The 20,456-nt window shown below is 66.7% G+C and carries 16 protein-coding genes; 11 read left to right on the forward strand and 5 right to left on the reverse strand.

All coding sequences use genetic code 11. The features are described from left to right. Positions 1–45 precede the first annotated feature (45 nt). The 9 genes from dgoD (at position 46) to H7828_RS13395 (ending at position 11,147) form a co-directional block, all read left to right on the forward strand. The gene (gene dgoD / locus H7828_RS13355) at positions 46–1,218 is read left to right on the forward strand and encodes a galactonate dehydratase (RefSeq protein WP_226781547.1); all 1,173 of its coding nucleotides are present in this window, start codon (positions 46–48) and stop codon (positions 1,216–1,218) included. Positions 1,219–1,223: 5 nt separating this feature from the next. Next, a complete protein-coding gene (locus H7828_RS13360; protein ID WP_226781548.1) occupies positions 1,224–1,985 on the forward strand; it encodes an SDR family oxidoreductase in 762 nt (253 codons plus the stop codon). 32 nt (positions 1,986–2,017) lie between these two features. Then, a complete protein-coding gene (locus H7828_RS13365; RefSeq protein ID WP_226781549.1) occupies positions 2,018–2,992 on the forward strand; it encodes a substrate-binding domain-containing protein in 975 nt (324 codons plus the stop codon). A gap of 66 nt (positions 2,993–3,058) precedes the next feature. Then, complete coding sequence (locus H7828_RS13370) at positions 3,059–4,603, forward strand: sugar ABC transporter ATP-binding protein (RefSeq protein ID WP_226781550.1); 1,545 nt, start codon at positions 3,059–3,061, stop codon at positions 4,601–4,603. After that, positions 4,600–5,586 carry an ABC transporter permease gene (locus tag H7828_RS13375; protein ID WP_226781551.1) on the forward strand — a complete coding sequence of 329 codons (987 nt, stop codon included), beginning with the start codon at positions 4,600–4,602 and terminating at the stop codon, positions 5,584–5,586. The genes H7828_RS13370 and H7828_RS13375 overlap by 4 nt, the downstream gene beginning before the upstream one ends. Positions 5,587–5,594: 8 nt before the next feature. Then, complete coding sequence (locus tag H7828_RS13380) at positions 5,595–6,338, forward strand: FadR/GntR family transcriptional regulator (protein ID WP_226781552.1); 744 nt, start codon at positions 5,595–5,597, stop codon at positions 6,336–6,338. 237 nt (positions 6,339–6,575) lie between these two features. Next, complete coding sequence (locus H7828_RS13385) at positions 6,576–7,736, forward strand: polysaccharide biosynthesis/export family protein (protein WP_226781553.1); 1,161 nt, start codon at positions 6,576–6,578, stop codon at positions 7,734–7,736. After that, positions 7,733–9,997 (forward strand): GumC family protein, encoded by a 2,265-nt coding sequence (locus H7828_RS13390; protein WP_226781554.1) that lies wholly within the window; start codon positions 7,733–7,735, stop codon positions 9,995–9,997. Before H7828_RS13385 ends, H7828_RS13390 begins: the two co-directional genes overlap by 4 nt. Before the next feature lie 25 nt (positions 9,998–10,022). After that, entirely contained in the window at positions 10,023–11,147 is a 1,125-nt protein-coding gene (locus tag H7828_RS13395; protein WP_226781555.1) for a glycosyltransferase, read from the forward strand. Here H7828_RS13395 and H7828_RS13400 read toward each other — a convergent pair. Further along, positions 11,123–12,955, reverse strand: coding sequence for a CocE/NonD family hydrolase (locus H7828_RS13400; RefSeq protein ID WP_226781556.1), 1,833 nt, complete (start codon positions 12,953–12,955; stop codon positions 11,123–11,125). The two genes, H7828_RS13395 and H7828_RS13400, sit on opposite strands and share 25 nt — an antisense overlap. Here H7828_RS13400 and H7828_RS13405 point away from each other — a divergent pair. Then, positions 12,955–13,602, forward strand: a complete 648-nt coding sequence (locus H7828_RS13405; protein WP_226781557.1) for a 4'-phosphopantetheinyl transferase family protein — start codon at positions 12,955–12,957, stop codon at positions 13,600–13,602. The two genes, H7828_RS13400 and H7828_RS13405, sit on opposite strands and share 1 nt — an antisense overlap. Here H7828_RS13405 and H7828_RS13410 read toward each other — a convergent pair. Genes H7828_RS13410 through H7828_RS13420 form a run of 3 tightly spaced genes read right to left on the reverse strand, consistent with a single transcriptional unit; the run spans position 13,599 to position 17,751 of the window. Then, the gene (locus tag H7828_RS13410) at positions 13,599–15,611 is read right to left on the reverse strand and encodes a hypothetical protein (RefSeq protein WP_226781558.1); all 2,013 of its coding nucleotides are present in this window, start codon (positions 15,609–15,611) and stop codon (positions 13,599–13,601) included. The genes H7828_RS13405 and H7828_RS13410 overlap by 4 nt on opposite strands. Before the next feature lie 30 nt (positions 15,612–15,641). Next, positions 15,642–16,877 carry a glycosyltransferase family 4 protein gene (locus tag H7828_RS13415; RefSeq protein WP_226781559.1) on the reverse strand — a complete coding sequence of 412 codons (1,236 nt, stop codon included), beginning with the start codon at positions 16,875–16,877 and terminating at the stop codon, positions 15,642–15,644. After that, positions 16,864–17,751 carry a glycosyltransferase family 2 protein gene (locus H7828_RS13420; protein ID WP_226781560.1) on the reverse strand — a complete coding sequence of 296 codons (888 nt, stop codon included), beginning with the start codon at positions 17,749–17,751 and terminating at the stop codon, positions 16,864–16,866. The genes H7828_RS13415 and H7828_RS13420 overlap by 14 nt, the downstream gene beginning before the upstream one ends. A gap of 268 nt (positions 17,752–18,019) precedes the next feature. On the opposite strand from H7828_RS13420, the gene H7828_RS13425 reads away from it, so the two are divergent. Further along, complete coding sequence (locus tag H7828_RS13425) at positions 18,020–19,015, forward strand: glycosyltransferase family 8 protein (RefSeq protein WP_226781561.1); 996 nt, start codon at positions 18,020–18,022, stop codon at positions 19,013–19,015. On the opposite strand, the gene H7828_RS13430 is transcribed toward H7828_RS13425, so the two are convergent. Next, a complete protein-coding gene (locus H7828_RS13430; RefSeq protein ID WP_226781562.1) occupies positions 19,012–20,412 on the reverse strand; it encodes a hypothetical protein in 1,401 nt (466 codons plus the stop codon). The two genes, H7828_RS13425 and H7828_RS13430, sit on opposite strands and share 4 nt — an antisense overlap. Positions 20,413–20,456 lie beyond the last annotated feature (44 nt).

Raw genomic sequence — 20,456 nt, forward strand, 5'->3', positions numbered from 1 at the left:
CATACAAACAAATCTATTTAATCATACAAAAGAGGGAGAATCATAGTGCGTATAACCGGGATCAGCGCGACGGTGTGTAATGCCGAGATGCGCAACTGGGTTTTCGTGAAGGTCGAAACCGATGTGCCGGGCCTTGTCGGCTGGGGCGAAGCGACCCTGGAATGGAAAACGCGGGCGATCACCGGCGCCATCGCCGATCTTGAACCGCTGCTTCTTGGGCAAGACCCGCGCGATATCGAACAGTGCTTCCAGATCATGACGCGTCACGGTTTCTGGCGCCTTGGCGTCATCGGCATGACGGCGGTCAGCGGGATCGAGATCGCGCTGTGGGACATCCTGGGCAAATCTCTCGACACGCCGGTCTGGCGTCTGCTGGGGGGCAAGTGCCGCGACCATCTGCGCACCTACACCCACCTTGGCATGGGGGACATGTCGGCGGTCTATGACACCATGGACGGTGACTCTCTTGTGGAACGGGGGCGCGCGGTGGTCGAGGCGGGCTATGACGCACTGAAGGTCGTGCCGATCCCCTATGTTCATTACATCGCGCCGAACCGCGCCGTTGACCGGGTGGGCGAGGCGATGTCGGCCCTGCGCGATGCCGTCGGCCCGGATGTCGATATCATGGTCGATTTTCACGGTCGCCCCGCGTCGGCCGCGCTGGCGCGCGATTTCCTGAACGCGATCGCGCCCTGTCGCCCGCTTTTCGCCGAAGAACCCGTTCCGCCCGAAGACATGGACGGCCTGGCCGAGTTGACGCGCCACAGCGGCCTGACCATTGCGGCGGGCGAGCGGCTTATCGGCCGGGGGGCCTTCGCCGAGGCGATCGCGCGCCGTGCCTTTCATATCGCACAGCCCGACATCTGCCATCTTGGCGGTCTGTCCGAGGCCAGGAAGGTGGCGGCGATGTGCGAAACCGCGGGCATGGGCGTTGCTCCGCACAATCCCCTTGGTCCCATTGCCGGCATTGCGGCCCTGCATTTCGGGATTTCGACGCCGAACCACATCATTCAAGAGGAAATGGTGGGCGCGGTGCCCTGGTACGACGATGTGGTGCAATGGCCGATAACCCTGCGCCCCGGCCGTTGGGATCTGCCCGAGAAGCCGGGCCTCGGGCTTGAGGTGAACGAGGCCGAGATCGCGCGCCACCCCTTCAAGCAGGAAGTGCTTCATGCACGCAACGCGGTGCTGTCCGACGGCACCATCGTGGATTGGTGATACCCATGACCGGACGTTTGAAAGACCAGGTTGCCATCGTGACCGGTGCGGGCCAAGGCATCGGGGCTGCCATCGCCCGGGCCTTCGCCGCCGAGGGCGCGCAAGTGATCGTGGCCGAACGCAATGCCGAAACGGGCGCCGCCGTGGCCGAGCAGATCGGCGGGCTGTTCCAGCCGACCGACGTGACCGTCCAGGACGATGTGAATGCCCTGGCAAGGCTGGCGCAGGACAGGTTCGGCCGGGTCGACATTCTGGTGAACAACGCGGGCGCGAACGTGTTCCATCGCCCCCACGAGATGCCGCGCTCGGAATGGGCGCGCTGCATGGCCCTTGACCTCGAGGCCTGCTGGGCCATGGCCGAAAGCGTGCTGCCGATGATGCGGGCGCAGAAATCGGGCGCTGTCGTGAACATCGCAAGCTGCCATGGGTTCAAGATCATTCCCCACACCTTTCCCTACCCGGTGGCCAAGCACGGGCTGATCGGTCTGACACGCGCCCTGGGGATAGAATACGCGGCCGAGGGCATCCGCGTGAACGCGATCGCGCCGGGCTATGTGGATACCCAGATCGCGCGCGATTATTGGGCCGGCTTCGACGATCCGGCCGCCGAGCGGCGCAAGGCCGAAGACCTGCACCCGCCCCGCCGTATCGGACAGCCCGAAGAGGTGGCGATGACGGCGGTTTTCCTGGCCTCGGACGAGGCCCCCTTCATCAACGCCGAAACCATCGTGATCGACGGCGGGCGATCCGCACTTTTCCACGACTGAAGACCATCAAGCAAACCACGGGAGGAAACACCATGAAACTTCGTACTCTGGCGACCACGGGCGCTGCCGCGCTTGTCCTGCTGCCGATGGCGGCCCAGGCCCAGGACGCCCCCAAGATCGGCTATATCAACAAGATGGGGGATCACCCCTGGTTCGTGGCCGAGGTGGCCGGCGCCGCCGAGGCGGCAAAAGAAGGCGGCGCCGAATTCGTCAGCCAGGACGTTCAGTTCAACGCCGACCTCACCATCACGACCCTGGACACGATGATCGGCGACGGTGTCGACGGGATCGCGATTGTCGTTCCCGACCGCGCACTTGGCCCAGTGGTTGCCCAACGCGCGAAAGAGGCGGGCGTGCCGCTGATCGCGGTGGACGACGACATTGTCGACGGTGACGGCAAGGACGTTCCCTATGTGGGGCTGAACGCCTTCTCGATCGGTGAGAACGTCGGGCGCGAGCTGGCGAATTTCTACAAGGAGGCCGGATGGGCCGCGGATTCGGTTGGTGTCGTGTCGATCGAGGATCGCAAGGCTGACACCTGCATGCAGCGCAACGGCGGGGCCGAGAAGGCGCTGCTGGAAAACTCCGACCTTTCCGAAGGTCAGATCATCCGCGCCGCCTATGACAACACGATGGTCAACGCCATCGACGTCATGACAACGACGCTGACCGCGAACCCGCAATACGACAATTGGATCTTCTATTCCTGCAATGACGATGGCGTGCTGGGCGCCGCGCGGGCCATGGAGAACTCCGGCTATCCGGCAGAGCAGGGCATCGGTATCGGCATCGATGGCAGCCGCGCCTGCGATGCTTTCGGCAACGGGCGTGAATCGGCGTTCAAGGGCACGATGTGGCTGAACTCGGCCAATCACGGGCGCGACGCGGTCAAGCTGCTGTTGGCCGCCATCAAGGACGATGCCGAAATCCCCAAGAAAACCTATTCGGACCCCGAATTCATCACCATGGACAACTTCGGCGATTACAAGGGCGCTTTGTGCCAGTGATCCCTGCGGCGGGCGCCCCGGACCGGGCGCCCGCCCACCCTCGCCAAAGACAGGAAAGCGAATTGCATGGCTGAACCGTTCCTGCGCATGAAGGGGCTGACCCGGCATTTCGGGCCGGTGCAGGCCCTCAACGACGTGACGCTTGATGTTCATCCCGGCCAGGTTCTTGCCCTTGTGGGTGAGAACGGCGCCGGCAAATCCACCATGATGCGTCTGATCGAGGGCGTGTTCGAACCGACCCGTGGCACGATCGAGGTGGCGGGCCGGTCCGTCACCTTCGATCAGCCCCGCGATGCCCATGCGGCGGGCATCCGCGTCATCCATCAGGAACCCGAGATCGTTCCCGATCTCACGGTGGCCGAGAACATCTTTGCGGGCAACCTGCCCCGGGTGGCGCGGCATTTCCTGTCATGGCCCACATTGCAGGCGAAAACCGCTGAACTTCTCGCGGCATTCGGGATGGCGCATGAACTTCGCCCGCGCCAGATGTGCAGCGGGCTTGGCCCCGCACAGCGCCAGATGATCGAGATCATGCGGGCGGTCCAGGCGGGCGGCAAATTGATCGCCTTCGACGAACCCACCTCGTCCCTGACCGACGAAGAGACGCGCCGCCTGTTCGCCATCATCAACCGGCTGCGCGACGACGGTGTCGCGATCATCTACATCTCGCACCGCCTGGCCGAGATCACGGAACTGGCCGACCGCGTCGCCGTCCTGCGCGACGGGGCCCTTGTCGACGATCTTCCCGCCGAGGGGCTGACAGAGGAACGCATCACGCATCTGATGGTGGGGCGCCCGCTGTCGGACATGTTTCCCGACCGCGACCCTTCGACCGGCGACGTCGTCCTGAAGGTCGAGGGTCTGACGACCGAACATGTCTCGGACGTGTCGCTGGAACTGCGGCGCGGCGAGGTTCTGGGCATCGGCGGGCTGATCGGCGCGGGGCGGTCGGAACTGGCCAAGGGCATCTTCGGCTTTCACCGCCGCCTGTCGGGCCGCGTGCTTCTGGACGGCAACGAACTGCCGTCGGGTGACACCGCCGCGGCCATTGCCGCCGGAATCGGGTTCGCGCCCGAGGACCGCAAGGAAGAGGCGCTTCTGCTGATGCAGACGATCCTCGAAAACGCCGTTCTCTGCGTTCCCGAAAAGGTTTCGACCGGCGGGTTCTTCAGCCGGTCCAGGGCGCTGAAGCTGATTTCCGACATATCCCGCCAGATGCGGCTGAAGGCGTCGTCGCTGGATGCGCCGATCACGTCGCTGTCGGGGGGCAACCAGCAGAAGGTCGTGCTGACCCGCTGGCTGGCCTGCGATCTGAAAGTCTTGATTCTGGATGAACCGACGCGCGGCATCGACGTGGGCGCGCGATCGGAAATCTACGATCTTATCCGCAATCTGACCGACAGCGCCGGACTGGGTGTCATCGTCATCTCATCCGAAATGACCGAGCTTCTGGGGCTTTCGGACCGGGTTCTGGTGATGGCCGACGGCCAGATCCGCGGCACATTCGACCGGGCGGAAGCGACCGAGGAAAAGGTCATGCGCGCCGCGATCCCGCAGGGGGCCCACGCGGCGCCGGACAACAATGCATTTTCGAAAGGAACAGACCGATGAGCGATCGATCCGCAACCGCCCCGGGCGGATTCACCCTTCACCGCGTCGTCGAACGCATCGGCATCCACAACATCAGCCTGCTGACCGCGCTGATCGGATTGCTTCTGATCTTCGGAATTCTTCGCGGCGATGTCTTCTTTTCCACGCGCAACCTGCTGAACATCGGCATGGGGGTGGCGATCCTGGGGGTGCTGGCCATTTCCCAGACGGGCGTGATCGTATCGGGGGGTCTTGATATTTCGGTCGGCGCCATGGTGGGCCTGACGACGGTCGCCACGGCCATGACCATCCAGGCGACGGAAATGGCCGGGCTTGGCATTGTTGCCGGTCTGTTGGTCGGCGGGCTTGCCGGGCTGGTCAACGGAATCATCATAACCTACGGACGGATCAACGCGGTGATCGTGACGCTGGGCACCATGGCCATCTTTCGCGGCGTTGCCTTCATCCTTTCGGACGGCCAGTCGATCTCGATCTTCAACGATTCCTTCCGCTGGATCGGCACCGGGCGCATCCTGGGCCTTCCGGCGCCCGTCTGGATCCTGCTGGCTGTCGTTGTCGGCTTCTATATCTTCCTGCACAAGAGCATCGTTGGGCGCAACTATTACGCCATTGGCGGCAACCCCATCGTCGCACGCCTGTCGGGCCTGAACATTCCGCGCTATCGGGTCGCGATCTATGCCGTCTCGGGTGTCATGGCCGGGATCGGCGGCATTCTTCTGGCCGCGCGCACGGGGTCGGGGCAGCCGATTTCTGGCTCGGACGGCCTGGAGCTTGAGGCGATCACCGCCGCCTTCCTTGGGGGGTGTGCAATGCAGGGCGGGCGGGGCACGGTTGTGGGTGCGCTGCTTGGGGTGGCCATCATCGGGGTCTTGAACAACGGCATGATCCTGACGGCCGTTCCGACCTTCTATCAGATGCTGGCCAAGGGCACGCTGTTGATCGTGGCCGTCTTCCTTGCCGAATTCCGTCTGAACAAGGCCTGAGGCGCGGGATGGACACCGATGACTTCATCGCCGCGTCGCCCCCCCGCCTGCGCGAGCATGTCACCAGCACGCTGGCGAAGATGATCCTCTCGGGCGAGGTGGGGCCGGGCAGCCGCCTGCCCACCGAGGCAGAGCTGGGCGAGCAGATGGAGGTCAGCCGCACCACCCTGCGCGAATCCGTCCGCATGCTGGCCGGCAAGGGTCTGGTCGAAAGCCGCCCGCGCATCGGTACGGTGGTGCTTCCTTCCAGCCAGTGGAACCATCTCGACGGCGCGCTGCTGGCCTGGCGGGAGGAGCTGCCGCCCGACCCCGAATTCATCCGCGCGCTGACCGAGGCGCGCGAGGTGATCGAACCCGCCGCCGCGGGCATGGCGGCGGAACGCGCCACCGGAACCGACGTGGGCCGCATCAGCATGGCCTATGAACGCATGTACGCCAGTCGCCGCGAAGATATAGGCGAGACTGTCGCGGCGGACGAAGCCTTTCACATCGCGATCCTGATGGCGTCGAAGAATGCCATCTTCGGCAATTTCGGCGCTGTCATCGGCGCGGCGCTGCGGGCCAGCTTCCGGCTGACTACGCGGGCCTCGGAAGATTTCCCGGCGGCGCTGGACATCCACGGCGAGGTTCTGGAGGCGATCCGCCTGCGGGACGCGGGGCGGGCACGCGCGCTCATGCATACTCTTATCTCACTTGCCGCCCGTGATCTGACGCAGGCCATGGCCGAGCACGCCAAAAGGGGCGGGCCGTAAGGCGGCAGCACGACGATATCGCCTCCATGGGGCGCGCGCAGATTCAAACGTGGAATTCCGGGCGGTTTTGCGGTATGGTGGAACCATTGATTTAAGAACTTCCGTTTCAATTTTCTTGCGAGCGGTGTTTGTATGCGTGGTTTTGCCATGCGGATGTCGCCTCTCTGGCGATCCGTAACGTTTCTTGCGATCTGTCTAAGTCATTTTTCCGGCGGTGCCTTTGGCGCCGTTTTTCCCGTGATTGCGCCGGGCGATGCCCTGCAGATCGACTTTCTGGATGACGATGCGGCCCCTCTGCCGCTGGACGTGGGCCGCGACGGGACAGTGCAACTGCCCTTTGTCGGCGCGCTGGCCATTGCCGGGAATGATCTGGACCAGGCGCGCAGCCTGATCTCCGAGCTTTACATCGCGCGCGAGGTTTTCATCGCCCCGCGGATCGAACTCTCCTTCGTTTCCATGCGCCCGCTTTCGGTTCTGGGCGATGTGCGGCAGCCGGGGGTCTACGATTTTCGCCCCTTCGTGACGGTCGAACAGGCAATTGGCCTTGCGGGCGGGGTCATGCGGGCCGGCGACAGCGAAGAGGGCCGCTCGATGCAACGGGCCGCCCTGCGCGGCGAACTGGACCGCATCGAAGGCGATTTGACGCGCGAGGCCGTGGTGGCGGCGCGCCTGAACACGCAGCTTGAGGATGGCCAGGCCATCGACCCAGACAGCGTCAAGGTGATGGGCCTGAATGCAGCAGACCGGCAGTTGATCGATACGCTGGTCGTTCAGGACAACGGGATCATCGCCGCCGAACGCGGCCATTTCGATGCCCAGAAGGCGCTTCTGGGGCGGGCCGTCGTGGATGCCCGCCTTCAGATCGGGTTGATCCAGGATCAGATCACGGCGCAGGAGGCGCAGATCCGGTCCTATGACGACGAGTTGAAAGGAAACGCCGATCTGGCCGACCGCGGCCTTGTCGCCGCTCCGGTGCGCGCCCGGCTGTTGCGACAGGTGGCCGACGAAAAGACCGACCTTCTGCGCCTTCGCACCAACCTTGCCGCGGCGCGGCTGCAACTTGTCGGGTTGGAACGTCAGCAGCTTGAGCTTGACTATCAGCGGCGGCAATCCTGGCGCCTTGCCCTGTCGGACAGCGCGGTGCGTGCCGCGCAACTGCGCGCCGGGCGACAGGCGACACTGGATCGCCTTGAGGTGGTCGAAGGCTGGTCCGCCCGCATGTCCGAGGCCGAGTCGCAGGCGGAACTGTCCTATCTTGTCCGCAGGCGCCTGCCGGATGGCCGCCGTATGACAAGCGAAGCAGGCGAAACCGACGAACTTTCACCGGGTGACGTGCTGATCGTGCGCATCACCCCGGCCGAGGATCTGGCGCAGGCCCGCGCCGGGCCACGCCCGTGACCCTGCATCCGCAAAAACACCACCCCTTCTCCCGGCCGCCAGCCCAGCGGGCCCTGCAACCCGATGGTGACGGGATCGAGATGCGCGCGCTTCTGGGGGCGCTCAGGCGCAACAAGTGGCTGATCCTGGCCTGCATCCTGATTGCCGGATCCCTGGCCTTTGCCGTGCTCAAGTCGATCCGCCCCAGCTATTACTCTTACGTCGAGGTTCTGCTGAACACCCGGCAGGAACGTGTCGTCGGGGTGGAGCAGGTGATTTCCGATCTCAACGTGACGAATTCGGTGGTAGCCGGTGAAATCGCGGTCCTGCGCTCGAACCTTCTGCTGGGGCAGGTGGTGGATGACCTGGACCTGATGACGCATCCCGATTTCAACCCCTACGAGGTGGCCGAGCCGGGCCTGATCGAACGCCTTTCCGACATGATCCGCGCAAGGCTTGCCCTTCTCGAAATCGGGATCGCGGCCCCCGAACCCAAGCCCGAACCCAGCGGCAATGATGCGGGGGCCGAAAGCGGGCTTGGCCCCGACGATGCCCGCAACCTTGTCATCTGGCAGGTGCGGCGCAACCTTGTCGCAGTTCAAAGCGGCATTTCCTATGTCATCTCGATCTCGATGCGGGCCCATGATCCCGATATCGCCGCCGCCATCGCCAATGCCGTCGCCGACCGCTACATCAAGGACCAGCTGGCGACGAAACTGGCGGCGACCCAGCGCGCCATCGCCTGGCTTGACCGGCGCCTGATCGAGCTCGAGACCCAGTTGCGCAGCGCCGAGGACGAGGTGGTGGAGTTCCTGGCCCGCCAGGTGCTGGAAGAGGGGGGCGACAAGGACAGCGTGTCCCAGCAGCTGGCCGAGATGAACCGCGCCATCGTGACCGGCCGCAACGACCGTGCCGCGGCCGAGGTGCGCCTGTCGAACGTGCGCCGCCTGATGGCCGAGAACGGCCCCGAGGGGGCGGCCTCGGTACTGGATACGCCGCGCCTGGCCAGTCTTGATGGCGAACTGGCCGACCTTGAGCGGCGCCGTGCGCAACTGGCGACCCGACTGGGGCCGCGCCACCCCGAGATGCAGGCCCTGGACCTGGCGCTGGGGGACCTGGTGCGCGACCGGGCAGCGGCGATCCGTGCCGGTGTGCGCGAACTTGAGGCGACGCTGGAACAGGCCCGAGGGCGCGAAGGGGCCATCCTTGACGAGATCGACTCGGCACAGCGGCGCCAGGTGGAACTGTCGCGTTCCTCCGTGCGGCTGAGCCAGTTGGAGCGTTCGGCAAACGCCATGCGCCAGGTCTACGAAAGTTTCCTGTCGCGGTTCCAGGAAACCACCCAGCAGTTGGAGTTTCAGCGCGCCGATGCCCGGGTGATCACCGAGGCGGTGCCCGCCCTGGCCCCGGCCCGCCCCCGGCGCCGGCTGATCCTGGCGGTGGCGCTGTTCCTTGGGGCGCTTCTGGGCGTGGCGCTTGTCCTGGCGCGCGAGGCGGTGAACCAGATCGTGCGCACGGCCCCGGAACTGACCCGCATCACCGGCCTGCCGGTGCTGAGCACATTGCCACGCGTCCGCACCAGGGGCAGTAGTGGCGCCTGGCAACTGGCGCAACTGCGCCGCCCAAGGGTTTCGGGCTATGGCGAGGGGCTGCGCATGCTGTCCTTCGGCCTGCTGCGGATGCTGGATGGCCCGACGCCCCACGTCGTGATGCTGAGCGGGGCGGAACGCGGCGTCGGCTGTTCGACGACGGTTCTGGGGCTGGGCCGGGTTCTGGCGTCGCTGGGCCATCGGGTGGCCATTGTCGATGCCGATTTCCGGCATCCCCGGCAACACCGCCTGCTGAACCTCGCGGCCAGCGGCCCCGGCGTGGCGGAATATCTTGCCGACAAAGCGACACTGGCCGAGATCACCATCGACGCGGCCGAACCGCGGCTTGCCCTTGTCCGCGCCCGCAAGCAGGCCGGCAATACCGCCGACATGGTGTCGGCACAGCGGTTTGCCACCCTGATCGGCGAACTGGGGGTAGATCACGACATGGTGCTGATCGACGCGCCGCCCACCCTGGGGCAGGCCGACGCGCCGGTTCTGGCCGGTCTCTGCGATGCGGTCGTCGTGGTGGCCCGGGCCGGATTTTCGCGCCGCCCCGACATGATTTCGGCCATCGCCACGCTTGAGGGGGCAGGGGGGCGGGTCGTGGGAACGGTGCTCTCCAACACCATCGGCAAGGCAACATCGGCCACCGCCCCCCGGGCCGAGCGGGCCTACGAGATGGAGGCCTGATCCGGTGGCGGGCGGGCAGGGCAGGTTGCCGCCACCCCGACGCGTCGCGCTGGTGCATTACTGGCTTGTCGGGATGCGCGGCGGTGAAAGGGTGCTGGAAGAGATGCTGCGCCTCTACCCCGAGGCCGACATCTTCACCCATGTGGTGGATCGCGACCGGATCAGCCCGCTACTGGCGGCGCGGCCCATCATCGAAACCGGCATCGCGCGCCTGCCCGGTGCGCGGCGGCATTACCAGAAATACCTGTCCCTGATGCCCCGCGCGCTCGAGGAACTGGACATGGGCGCCTATGACCTTGTGCTGTCGTCCGAATCCGGCCCGGCCAAGGGGGTGATCGCCCGCCCCGACGCCACCCATGTCTGTTATTGCCATTCGCCCATGCGTTACATCTGGGATCATTACCCCGCCTATCGCGCGGGGCTGGGCGGGGTGAAGCGGCGGGTCTTTTCGCACCTGGCCCATGGTCTGCGCCAGTGGGATGTCACCTCGGCCGCGCGGGTGGACCGTTTCGTTGCCAACTCGCGCTTCGTGGCCGGGCGCATCCATCGCGCCTGGGGGCGGGAGTCGGTGGTGGTGCATCCCCCCGTCGATCTTGAGAAATACGGCCCCGAACCGGCCCGCCCCCGCGATCATTACCTTTTCGTGTCCGAACTGGTGGCCTACAAACGTGCCGATCTGGCGGTCGAGGCCTTTCGCGGGCTGGACCTTCCGCTCAAGGTGGTGGGCCAGGGCGAGGAGTCTGCCCGTCTCGCGCGCGACGCCCCGCCCAACGTCGAGATGCTGGGCCGTGTCGGCGATGGCGCGCTGGCCGATCTCTATCGCGGCGCCAGGGCGCTGATCTTTCCGGGCGAGGAGGATTTCGGCATCGTCCCGGTCGAGGCCATGGCCTGTGGCACGCCGGTCATCGCCTTTGGACGCGGCGGGGCGCTGGATTCGGTCAGGGCGGGGGTGACGGGCACCTTCTTCGAGGCACAGGAGCCCGCGGCCCTGCGCGCCGCCGTCACCGATTTCGACGCCCGGCGCAGCGATTTCGACGCCGGGATCATCGCCGCCCATGCCCGCGGTTTTGGCGCCGAGAGGTTTCGCCGGGAACTGGCAGTGGTGATCGAAAGCACCCGCGCGGCTCAGTCGGCGCGGTTTTCCGGTTGAACCGGCAAAACCAGAACCGAGCGCCCGGCGCCGAAATGCACCGTGTTGGTTGCCACGCGCGGGACGGTGTCCAACTGGTTCGGCCCCGGGCCGTTCAGGTTGCGTTCAAGGCGCGGAAAGCTGGCCGAAGAAAGGTGCAGCCCGATCCTGTGGCCCCTGGCCACTTCATGGGCGATGGGGGGAAATTGCACCGTGGCCGACACGGTTTCACCCGCGATCAGGGGGGCGGGCGCATCGAAACCCTTGCGATAGCGCAGGCGCAGGGCCCCCTGCTGGATTGTCACCATCGCCCCGTCCGGCGCGATATCGGTCAGGATCGCCACAAGGTCGGTATCCGGGGCATCCGAGGAAAACGCGATCTCGGCGCGGATGTCACCGGCAATGGCAAGGGGCGCCTTCAGCACGGGCGAGCGGAAGGCCAGCAGGTCTGCCCGCCCGTCGTTGGGGCGCTGGTCCAGCGGCCCGGCGCGCAGGGCAAGCCCGCCGGTGCAACAGATCGGCCCGCCGATGGAGGGCACCGGATCGGCGGGGTTGTGGCGATAGGTTGCGCTGCCCTCGGCGGGCCTGCTGCGCGACAGGGTGCCATCGCCGCCAAGATACCAGGCTTGGGCTTCGGCATCGGGGGGCGGCCATGTTGCGGACCTTTGCCAGCGGTTCGCGCCCGTCATGTAATAGGTGTACTGCGCCAGATCCGGCATCGGGCCATCGCGCAACCAGTGATCCAGCCAGCCCCGATAAAGCGCGGTATAGTCAAGGTCGGCCCCCTTCCTGACCGCCAGGTCCCCCACCTTCCCGGCAAGGAACGGCGCGGCGAAATTGCAATGCAGGCCCGGCCCGATCAGAACGTGCTGATGGGCGCGGGCGGCTTCAGTCACGGCGTTGCGCCGCATCAGGGCGGCGGCCTCGAAGGTGCCGCGCAGGGCGATGTCGTGCCAGGAATTGACGTGCAGGGCCGGGGCGGCAAATTGATCGTCGGCGGCAAGATACCCCAGGGCGCGCCAATAGGCCGGATCCTCGAAGCGGGCCATGAAATCCTCGTAATCCGTCGGGTCTTCGCGGTGGCGCGACACCAAGGTGCCGCTGGGCAACGCGCCGATCACCTGTGCCGGATCGATGCTGGCGGGCTGCATCCGGTCGGCTGTCTTGCCCCCTGCCGCCGAGAACCAGCCATAGGCGGCGGCAAGGTTCGGGATGCCGCCCTCGTAGATGCCGAAATAGCCGCGGGATGCCCCGCCATCGCCGATGGCGCCGCCCGCCCCCTCGGCGATCAGGGCCGAAAGGTGGGGATTGCGGGTTTTCGCCTGGATCAACTGAACCTCGCCCAGGGCCGAACAGCCCGCCGTCGCCACCTTGCCGTTCGACCAGGGCTGTGCCGCGATCCAGTCAAGCGTCGCCGCGCCATCCTCGGCGCCATGGGCATAGGGGGCGAACACCCCGCCCGAGCCGTAGCGCCCGCGCAGATCCTGCACGACGACGCCATAGCCTTCCGCCGCAAAGGTACGCACCCACCAGAGCGCGCCCTCAAAGCCGTTCTTTCCATAGGGCAGGCGGATCAGCAGGGCCGCCACGCCCTTTGCCGCACCGCGCGGCAGGTAAATGTCGCTGGCAAGGCGCACGCCGTCGGGCATGGTGATCATCACGTCGCGCTGCACCTCGAGTCCGTCGCGCAGCGTCTGGATGCGCAGGGCGGCGCCGTGCCAGAATCCGCGCAGCCGGTCGCGCTGCATCACGGCAAGGCCCGCCAGGATGGCAAGCGTGGCAAGCAGGGCCACCGCCAGCTTCACGGCCGACCCCGGAGCGGACGGCATTGACCGCCACCGTAGACCTGTGGCGCTGGCGGCTGGATGATCCCGACCCGCGCAGCCTTTCGCCCGACGAACGCGCCCGCGCTGCGCGCTTTGTCCATGACCGCGACAGGGATCGCTTTGTCGCGGGGCGGGCGCGGCTGCGGGCGATCCTTGCCGGGTATCTGGGCTGTGCGCCGGGTGACATCGCCTTTGGCTACGGCGCACATGGGCGGCCCCGGGTTGCGGGGGTGCATTTCAACCTCAGCCATACCGGCGACCTGGCCCAACTTGCCGTGTCGCGGGACTTGGTGCCGGGGGTGGATATCGAAACCGTCGCGCCGATCGACATGGCGGTGGCGCGGGCGCATTTCTCCGCGAACGAGGTGCAAGCGCTTTGCGCCCTGCCCGAAGGGGCCCGCCTTGCCGCCTTCTATCGCTGCTGGACCCGGAAAGAGGCGTTCCTCAAGGCGCTTGGCACCGGCCTGTCGACGGACCTGCACAGCTTTGCCGTGACACTGGCACCAGGCGAGCCGCCGGCAGTGCTGAGCTGTGCGGGCGGTGATGCCGGGGCCTGGCGGCTGTTCGATCTGGCGCCCGCACCCGGGGTTGCGGGGGCGCTGGCGCTGCGCTGTGGCGGGCGTGATGTGAGGCTGGCCCACCATGGCTAGACCGCGCAGAGGAAGAAGTCGGCGAATTCCACTGTGCCCTCGATCTCGGTAAGGTCCAGCATCAGCGCCACCTCGCCAAAGCCATCCGGCATCCGGCCCAAAGCGGTCGAGGCCGGGTGGGTGTTGGCGGTGTTGTTGCGAAAGACGGTCCAGTCGGTATCGACCGTGACGGGCCAGGCATCGCCCAGGGGAAGGCGCGCATCGCCGTTGAAGGATTGCAGCCGCGCCAGGACATTGCCGGGGGTGCTGCTGCGCAGGCGGAAGGACACGCCCACCTCGCCCCCCGGCTGCGCCCGCCCGAACAGCCAGATATGGCGGAACATCGGCGACACCCTGAAGCTGGTGACATCGGAGGGAAACCGCTGGAACGGCCCGGTGGCGGACTCGCTGGTGCGCAGGTCAATGGGCCCCGCGCCAAGCAGGTTGCGCGCGGCGTCGAACTGCACGATGGGGGCCATGTGCCGGGGGCGGCGTCCGCGCAGCAGGGCGGTGTCCAGCCGCCCCGCGCCCCCCGCCAGGGCACCGCTGCGGCTGCGCAGGTTGTAACTGGCCACCTCGCGCATCGAGGCCGTCGCCATGGGCGAGCGGAGCAGGAAGATGTGATCGCACTGGTTGCCCGCGTCGAATCCGGCCCCCGTCACCCCGAAAGACCCGCCCGAGATCGCCACGTTCCCCTGTCCCAGGTCGATCAGCGGCCTGTCGGCCAGCTTGGGGCGGTTCACTTCGAGGTGGCAGCCCTGCAGGGTCAGGCGGCCCGAACCGACGAAGACCTGATCGACGAAATCGACCGCCGTGCCGAAGAGTGCGACCTCGGCATCATTGTTCAGAACCGCGATGCGCCCGCCGTCGATCACGCCACCATAGCAGGAGATCAGTTCGCCCGCGTCGCGCGCGCCGCCAAGGAAGTGCAGCCCCACCGCCTCGCAGGCGCAGCGCAGGCCGGTGGCGCGGACAAGATAGGCGCGGTGCGAAAACACCATGCCGGTGTGAAACCCCTGAACGGTCACATCCCGCAGAGCCAGACGCGAGGATCGCGCCTCGGCCATGGTTTCGAACCGCATTCCGTGCAGCCGTGTTCCCAGTCCGGGGCCCTTCACCTCCACCCCCTCCATCCAGAGGTGGCCGTACTGCGGACTTGTCTCGCCCGAGCGGACCAGAACGGCCTCGCGCCTTCCGTGGTGGTCGATGACAAGGGAATCGATGGTCACGGCGGCGTTGGTTTCGATGATCAGGCGGGCGCCGGGCTGGGGGCCTTCGACCTCGAAATCGTGAAACCCCGGGGAAATGGCGGCGATGCCCCCCAGGGGGTGCGGGCCGTCGCCCCTGACGGTCAGTTTCAGCACCGGAAAATCGGCATGGCCCGACAGCGCGCTGACCAACAGCGACACGCGGTAGCGCCCGGGCTCTGCCAGGTTCAGGGCATGGGTCAGCGTGGCGATGCCGTCGTCGGGGCGCGCCAGCGTATCGCCCCGCCGCGTCCAGCCGTCGGCGGGCAGAATATCCCGAAGGGTGGCAAGGGGGTCGTGCAGGGCGGGTTCGGACATGTTGGAAAAATCAAGCACGGCCCCGGCTCCGCGCAGGGCCGCGCGCGTCGGATCAAGGGTCAGCTGCGTGGTGCAATGGTGGCGGGCATTGCCAAGGTCGATGACGAAGGGGCCGAAGCGCGCGGCGTGATCGCAGGCCCGTTGAATGGCCCGTGCGGCATCGGCGCCATCGCCCGAAGCGGCGAACCAGCCGGGCCGAAGAACACCCTCGCACCCCATCCGCAACCAATGCCGCCCATCGGGTCCGGCCAGGCGCATCACGCCATCGGGCGTACCCTGGGGCGCGACGCTTTCGAACCAGCCCTGGCCGGGCAGATGAATGGGGGCATCGGTGGCGGGCAGGCTGGCAAGGCCGGCAAGATCGGCGGCGCCATCCCCCTGCGCGCGCGCAGGCAGCGCCAGCGCGCCACCCAGGGATGTGGCGACGGCCCCTGCAAGGCGGACGACCCCGCGCCGCGAGATCATCGGGAGCGCCCCCGAAGCGGCTGGCACGGATCAGGACAGGGCACGGCAATCCTCCGATACAAGATCGGCGTACAGATCGGTATGGGCGGCAGCCCAGGTGGGCAGGTCGTTGCCCAGGGTGGCGCCCTGCGCACGCGCCCTGGCGGCCAGTTGCGCGATCAGGGCATCGTCCCCCAGGGCGCAGGTCAGGGCGCGGGTCAGGTCGGTCACGTCGCCCGCCCGAAAGCCCAGGGCCAGGCCACGTTGCACCAGATCACCCGCCGCCAGGATCGCATCCGACAGGACCAGCGGAACCCCCGTTGCAAGGCTTTCGAAGGCGGCAAGGCAGAAAGGCTCGGGGCTTTGCGTGGCGACCACCACGACGCGGGCCTCTTGCAGGTGGCGCGCGATGTCCTCGCGCGAAGTGAAACCATGCCAGTGATGTTCGGGAAAGCCCGCCCGCAGAACCTCCAGATCCTCGCCGTTTCCGAAGAAAGAGACGGATAGGCCCAGCCGCCGCCCGGCCTGCGCCAGATCGTGGACCCCCTTCAGCCGCTGAACCTGCCCGATATGCACGACCCCGTTCTGGGTTTCGGGCGCCCTGGCGGGGGGGCCGAAGGGCGTCACCGGATTGGCAATGGCGATCAGGTGTGCCGGGCGGATCGCGCGGGTCAGCCAGGGGCGCATTGCCTCGTTTATCATGACGAAACGGGCCGCGCGCAGGTGTGGGCCCAGACGCGAGAACAGCATCCTGTGCCGGGTCGCCCGCCAGACCTTGTGGGCATAGGCGCGCTTGTCGCAGTTCGTCGTCAGGCAGCCGGGCGACAGGGGTACGCGCTGGCAGACCTCGGCGCGCGGAAAATCCAGGTAGCTGCCGTTCGGGCAGGCCAGGAAGAAATCATGGGCATGGATCACGCAACGCCGGGCCACCGGGGCCAGGGCATCGAAGATCGACGGTGACAGGATGTTGGACCAGTTGTGCAGGTGATAGACGGTGCGCGGGGTATCGTTGCGGGCGATCCAGTCGCGCGCCCCTGCGGCCGCGGCGCGGTTGTAGATGCCGCGCATGGCCGCCCGCCCCGCCGACCCGACCAGCAGGGGCATCCCCCCCAGCGCCAGCCAATCGATGCCCGCCGGCGGATTCGCAGGGCCGTTGTCGCCCGCGATAAAGGTCACGGGCAGGCCCCGCGCCGCCATTCCCGCCGCGAGGGTGGTTGCAAGATAGCCGGCCCCCCCGGTGGCCGAGGAAAAGTCGTTGAGGATGACGATCCGCTCAGGGCTGGCCATGGCTGCCGCTTTCCAGGGTCAGGACCCGCTCGGGGTGAAGCCGTCCGCGCAGCAGATCGCCGAACGCGGCCAGATTGCCGCCCAGGCGCCCGCGACGATCGACCCAGGGTTCGGGCCAGGGGGATCGGGCGATATTGGCGGCGAGGTTGCGGGCGATCATCCGCAGGGCATGGCCCCGGCGCATGGTCCGCGCTGCCGCCAGGTAGACCGGGTTGGCCACCTGGCTATAGCCCAGCCGCCGCCCGCTGGTGCGCCCGCCCTTGGTACCCAGATGCACGCCCAGAAGGTCGCGCGCCTGCACGCATCGCCCGTATCGGGCCGCCCGGCGGGAGAAATCCACATCCTCAAGCCAGCCATAAAGCGGCAGGCGTTCGTCAAAACGCAGACCATGGGCGCGGATCGGCGCACAGCGGAAGGCCATGTTGCAGCCGTATGCGTTGTTGACCTCGACAAGGGAGGCGTCGCGCGGCGTGGTCATGGCCCGTTCCAGGATCTGGTGTGCCTGACCCATGTTCAGCCCCGCCGTGCCGATCCCGTCGGCCAGAACGTTGCCGGTGACGATGCCGACAGCGGAATGCGCGCCCAAGAGGGCGTCAAGCCGGGCCAGGTAATCCGGGGCCATCACGAAATCATCGTCGAGGAAAAGCACCACGTCGGCATCGTCCAGCGCGGCCAGTACCGCGTTGCGCTGACGTGTCAGGCCCCTGGGGCCGGTCAGAACTTCGACACCGGGCGGAACGGGGCCCGTGTCTTCCGGCCCCGTGGCCGAAAGGATGATCCGATCGGCAGGCCGCCCCTGATGGGCAAGGTCCGCAAGGGCGCCCTGCACCACGTCAGGCCGCCCCGTGGTGGCAATGGCGACGGCGATCTTCATTTGACCCCGCGCCATATCGGCAAAACCCGCCGCATTGGAAATACGCAGAAAAAAGGCATTCGCACCACCGTGAAATTCAATGTCTACTGAAATCGGCACCTGCGGCGCCGGGTCGGTCGCGATTCGCTTTGGCAATAATTTGACCATAGCGCATTTTTGCAAAATTTGTTAGCGTGTCGGTGATTGCACGGCTTCGAATTTCAAGGTCGCCCGATTCAGATCATTCAATCCACGGCGCAATTTCCAATTCAACAGGGGCGAAGAATTCATGTCAGTCAGTGCTCCTTTCGAAACCGATGTCGTTTACACGACAGATCCCGGTTTCGCATTGCCCACCCTTGCGTCCATTTCATCCTTGCGGCGCTGGGTTTGCGCAGGGGCCCTGCCGGTTCATGTCATGACACTGGGGTTTTCCCGGGCCCAATCCGAGGAATTTAACCGGATGGCTGCCGATCTCGGGGCCAATGTCGTTGCCATGGATGCCGCGCAGTTGGAGGAATTCAGCGATGAGCGGTTCAACAAGACCCATGTTCCCCCCTCTTGCCTGGCCCGGTTCTTCCTGGCCGAGAACCTCTCGGCCCCGGGGGGGCGGCGGATGCTCTATGTCGATGGCGACACCCTGTTCCTGGCCCCGCCCGCCCCCCTGCTGCGCCTGGGGGTCGCGCAGGACAAGCTGCTTCTGGCCGAGGATCAGTCGTTTTTCTATCGGCGCGATGCCGGGCCGACCGGCGCTGCCGTGCGACGGTACTTTGGCGATCTGGGGATCGATGGTGACAAGGGCTATGGCAATTCGGGCGTCATCCTGGGCCATTGGGAGACCTGGCGACAGCTTTCGGTCGAGGCCCTGCACTACCTGCGCGAAAACCTGGCGATCTGCCGCTACCACGATCAAAGCGCGATCAACGCGGTGATCGGGGGGCGCCGGCAGCGGCTTTCGGCCAGCTGGAACTTCCTTGTTCCCTTTCGCGACTGGGGGGTGCAGCGGGTGGCGCCGCCCCATCTGATGCATTTCGCCGGGGCCGAGAAGCCCTGGAAGGGGCGGTTGCGCAGCTCGGCCAACCACCATGCCACCTATGGCGATCTTCTGGACGGGTTGGATTCCGAGCATTTTTCGCGCGGGCTCTGGCCTGAAGAGGCGCGCAAAGGGTTGGAGCGCACGATTCTGCGGCAGCGGATCAAGAATGCGACGGTGCTGCGCCCCCGGATGCGCGCGCGCCGCCGGATGTTCGCCGAGACCGAGGCCGAGGCCCTGAAACCGGTCTAGCGTGTCTGCGCGGCGGGCATCAGTGGCAGGGCCGGGGCAACCGGCTGGGGCTGTCGCGCCGCAATGGCCAGTGCGGCTAGAAAGATCAGCGGCACACCCGGATCGGGCACCGTTGCCGCCAGTAGCATCGACACGATGACCGCCAGCGCGCCGACCCGGGCCGCCGCCAGCGTTGCCGCCTGACCGGGGGCGGCCCGTCCGCCGAAGGCCAGCCACAGGAAGACCACGAAACAGGCGGTTCCGATGATCCCGACACTGCCCAACAGCACGAAGGGCAGGCCGTTCGACCGCAACGATCCCGTGCCCGCCCCAAGGCCCCAGGTGTCGCGCAAGGCCTCAAGCCCGCCCATGGCCCAGGCCGTCCGCTCGATCCCCGAGGAGCTGCCCGATTTGTCGAGGATCAGATCGTCGATCACCGAGGAGATCATGGCCGGGGCGTCGGTCAGGGTCAAGACGGCGGCCACAGCCAGCGCTCCGGCGGCAAGGGCAAGTGCGCCTGCCAGAACGTGGCGTGGCGCGATCCGCTGCGGCATGCCAAGGATCAGCCGGGGGGTCAGCACCATGACCACAACGGCCAGCGCGACGATGCCTGTCGAGGACAGCGCGAGCATGGCAAAGGCGCCGTTTCCCAGCGCCAGCACCCCGTCACGCAAGCGGCGCGAACCGGTCCAGGCCGAGGCGAAGTAGCCGCAGAACATCGCGCTGGCCGAGCCGAAGCTGGCCGCCTCGGAAAACCCGCCGATCACCCGGGGGATGCCGCGCACCGATGCCTCGTTGGCCAGGGAATAGCTGGCGGTGCGCACGACCGAGAGAAGCGGATCAAGCGCCGCGAGATCCAGCAGCCCAAGCGCCAGGTTGACGCCGGCCGCCAGCGCGAAGCAGCGCGCCCCGAAAGCGGCGCCCCGGCGGCACAGGATTTGGCTGGCGACGATGAAGAACCCGCATGCCAGAAGGACATAGAAGGTCTGGGATATGTTTGAACTGCTTGGCCCCAGCCAGACCTTTCCCCATGAAAACTGCGTGCTGACCTTGACGCCCACCGCCCCGCGCGACAGGGCAAAGACCATGGTCTCCCCGGCAAACAGCCGCACGAGGACGGTGGCGGAAAACACCGCGTAAAGGGCAAAGGCCAGCAGGGCGAAGGTTGCCGGCGCAATCGCAATTGCCTGCCCGCGCATCAGCCGCGACAGCAGGATCAGAACCCCGCCCGCCACCAAGGCGGCCGCGGACAGGTTGACCGCCAGCAGGGAAAGCCCGCCCACCGCCGGCAGGCCCACCACCGCCAGCATCCCGAAGGGCATCATCGCGCAGAGGAACATCAGAAGGCGGTGCATTCCCCCCATCGCGCAGAGGCCCATGGCGACGAAGAACAGGGGAGAGATCAGGTAGAATTGCAAATCTCTCTCCCTTCCTGTCGCCCGGCCCTGAAAACAGATGATTC

Origin of the sequence: Oceaniglobus trochenteri (genome assembly GCF_020529025.1) — a bacterium.
GTDB classification, from domain to species: domain Bacteria; phylum Pseudomonadota; class Alphaproteobacteria; order Rhodobacterales; family Rhodobacteraceae; genus Oceaniglobus; species Oceaniglobus trochenteri.

What these genes read in the sequence shown, in the direction of transcription:
- H7828_RS13380 (WP_226781552.1), top strand. Translation starts at nt 5,595, where the DNA reads ATGGACACCGATGACTTCATCGCCGCGTCGCCCCCCCGCCTGCGCGAG.
- H7828_RS13370 (WP_226781550.1), top strand. Translation starts at nt 3,059, where the DNA reads ATGGCTGAACCGTTCCTGCGCATGAAGGGGCTGACCCGGCATTTCGGG.
- H7828_RS13360 (WP_226781548.1), top strand. Translation starts at nt 1,224, where the DNA reads ATGACCGGACGTTTGAAAGACCAGGTTGCCATCGTGACCGGTGCGGGC.
- H7828_RS13420 (WP_226781560.1), bottom strand. Translation starts at nt 17,751, where the DNA reads ATGAAGATCGCCGTCGCCATTGCCACCACGGGGCGGCCTGACGTGGTG.
- H7828_RS13400 (WP_226781556.1), bottom strand. Translation starts at nt 12,955, where the DNA reads ATGCCGTCCGCTCCGGGGTCGGCCGTGAAGCTGGCGGTGGCCCTGCTT.
- H7828_RS13415 (WP_226781559.1), bottom strand. Translation starts at nt 16,877, where the DNA reads ATGGCCAGCCCTGAGCGGATCGTCATCCTCAACGACTTTTCCTCGGCC.
- H7828_RS13410 (WP_226781558.1), bottom strand. Translation starts at nt 15,611, where the DNA reads ATGATCTCGCGGCGCGGGGTCGTCCGCCTTGCAGGGGCCGTCGCCACA.
- H7828_RS13425 (WP_226781561.1), top strand. Translation starts at nt 18,020, where the DNA reads ATGTCAGTCAGTGCTCCTTTCGAAACCGATGTCGTTTACACGACAGAT.
- H7828_RS13375 (WP_226781551.1), top strand. Translation starts at nt 4,600, where the DNA reads ATGAGCGATCGATCCGCAACCGCCCCGGGCGGATTCACCCTTCACCGC.
- H7828_RS13365 (WP_226781549.1), top strand. Translation starts at nt 2,018, where the DNA reads ATGAAACTTCGTACTCTGGCGACCACGGGCGCTGCCGCGCTTGTCCTG.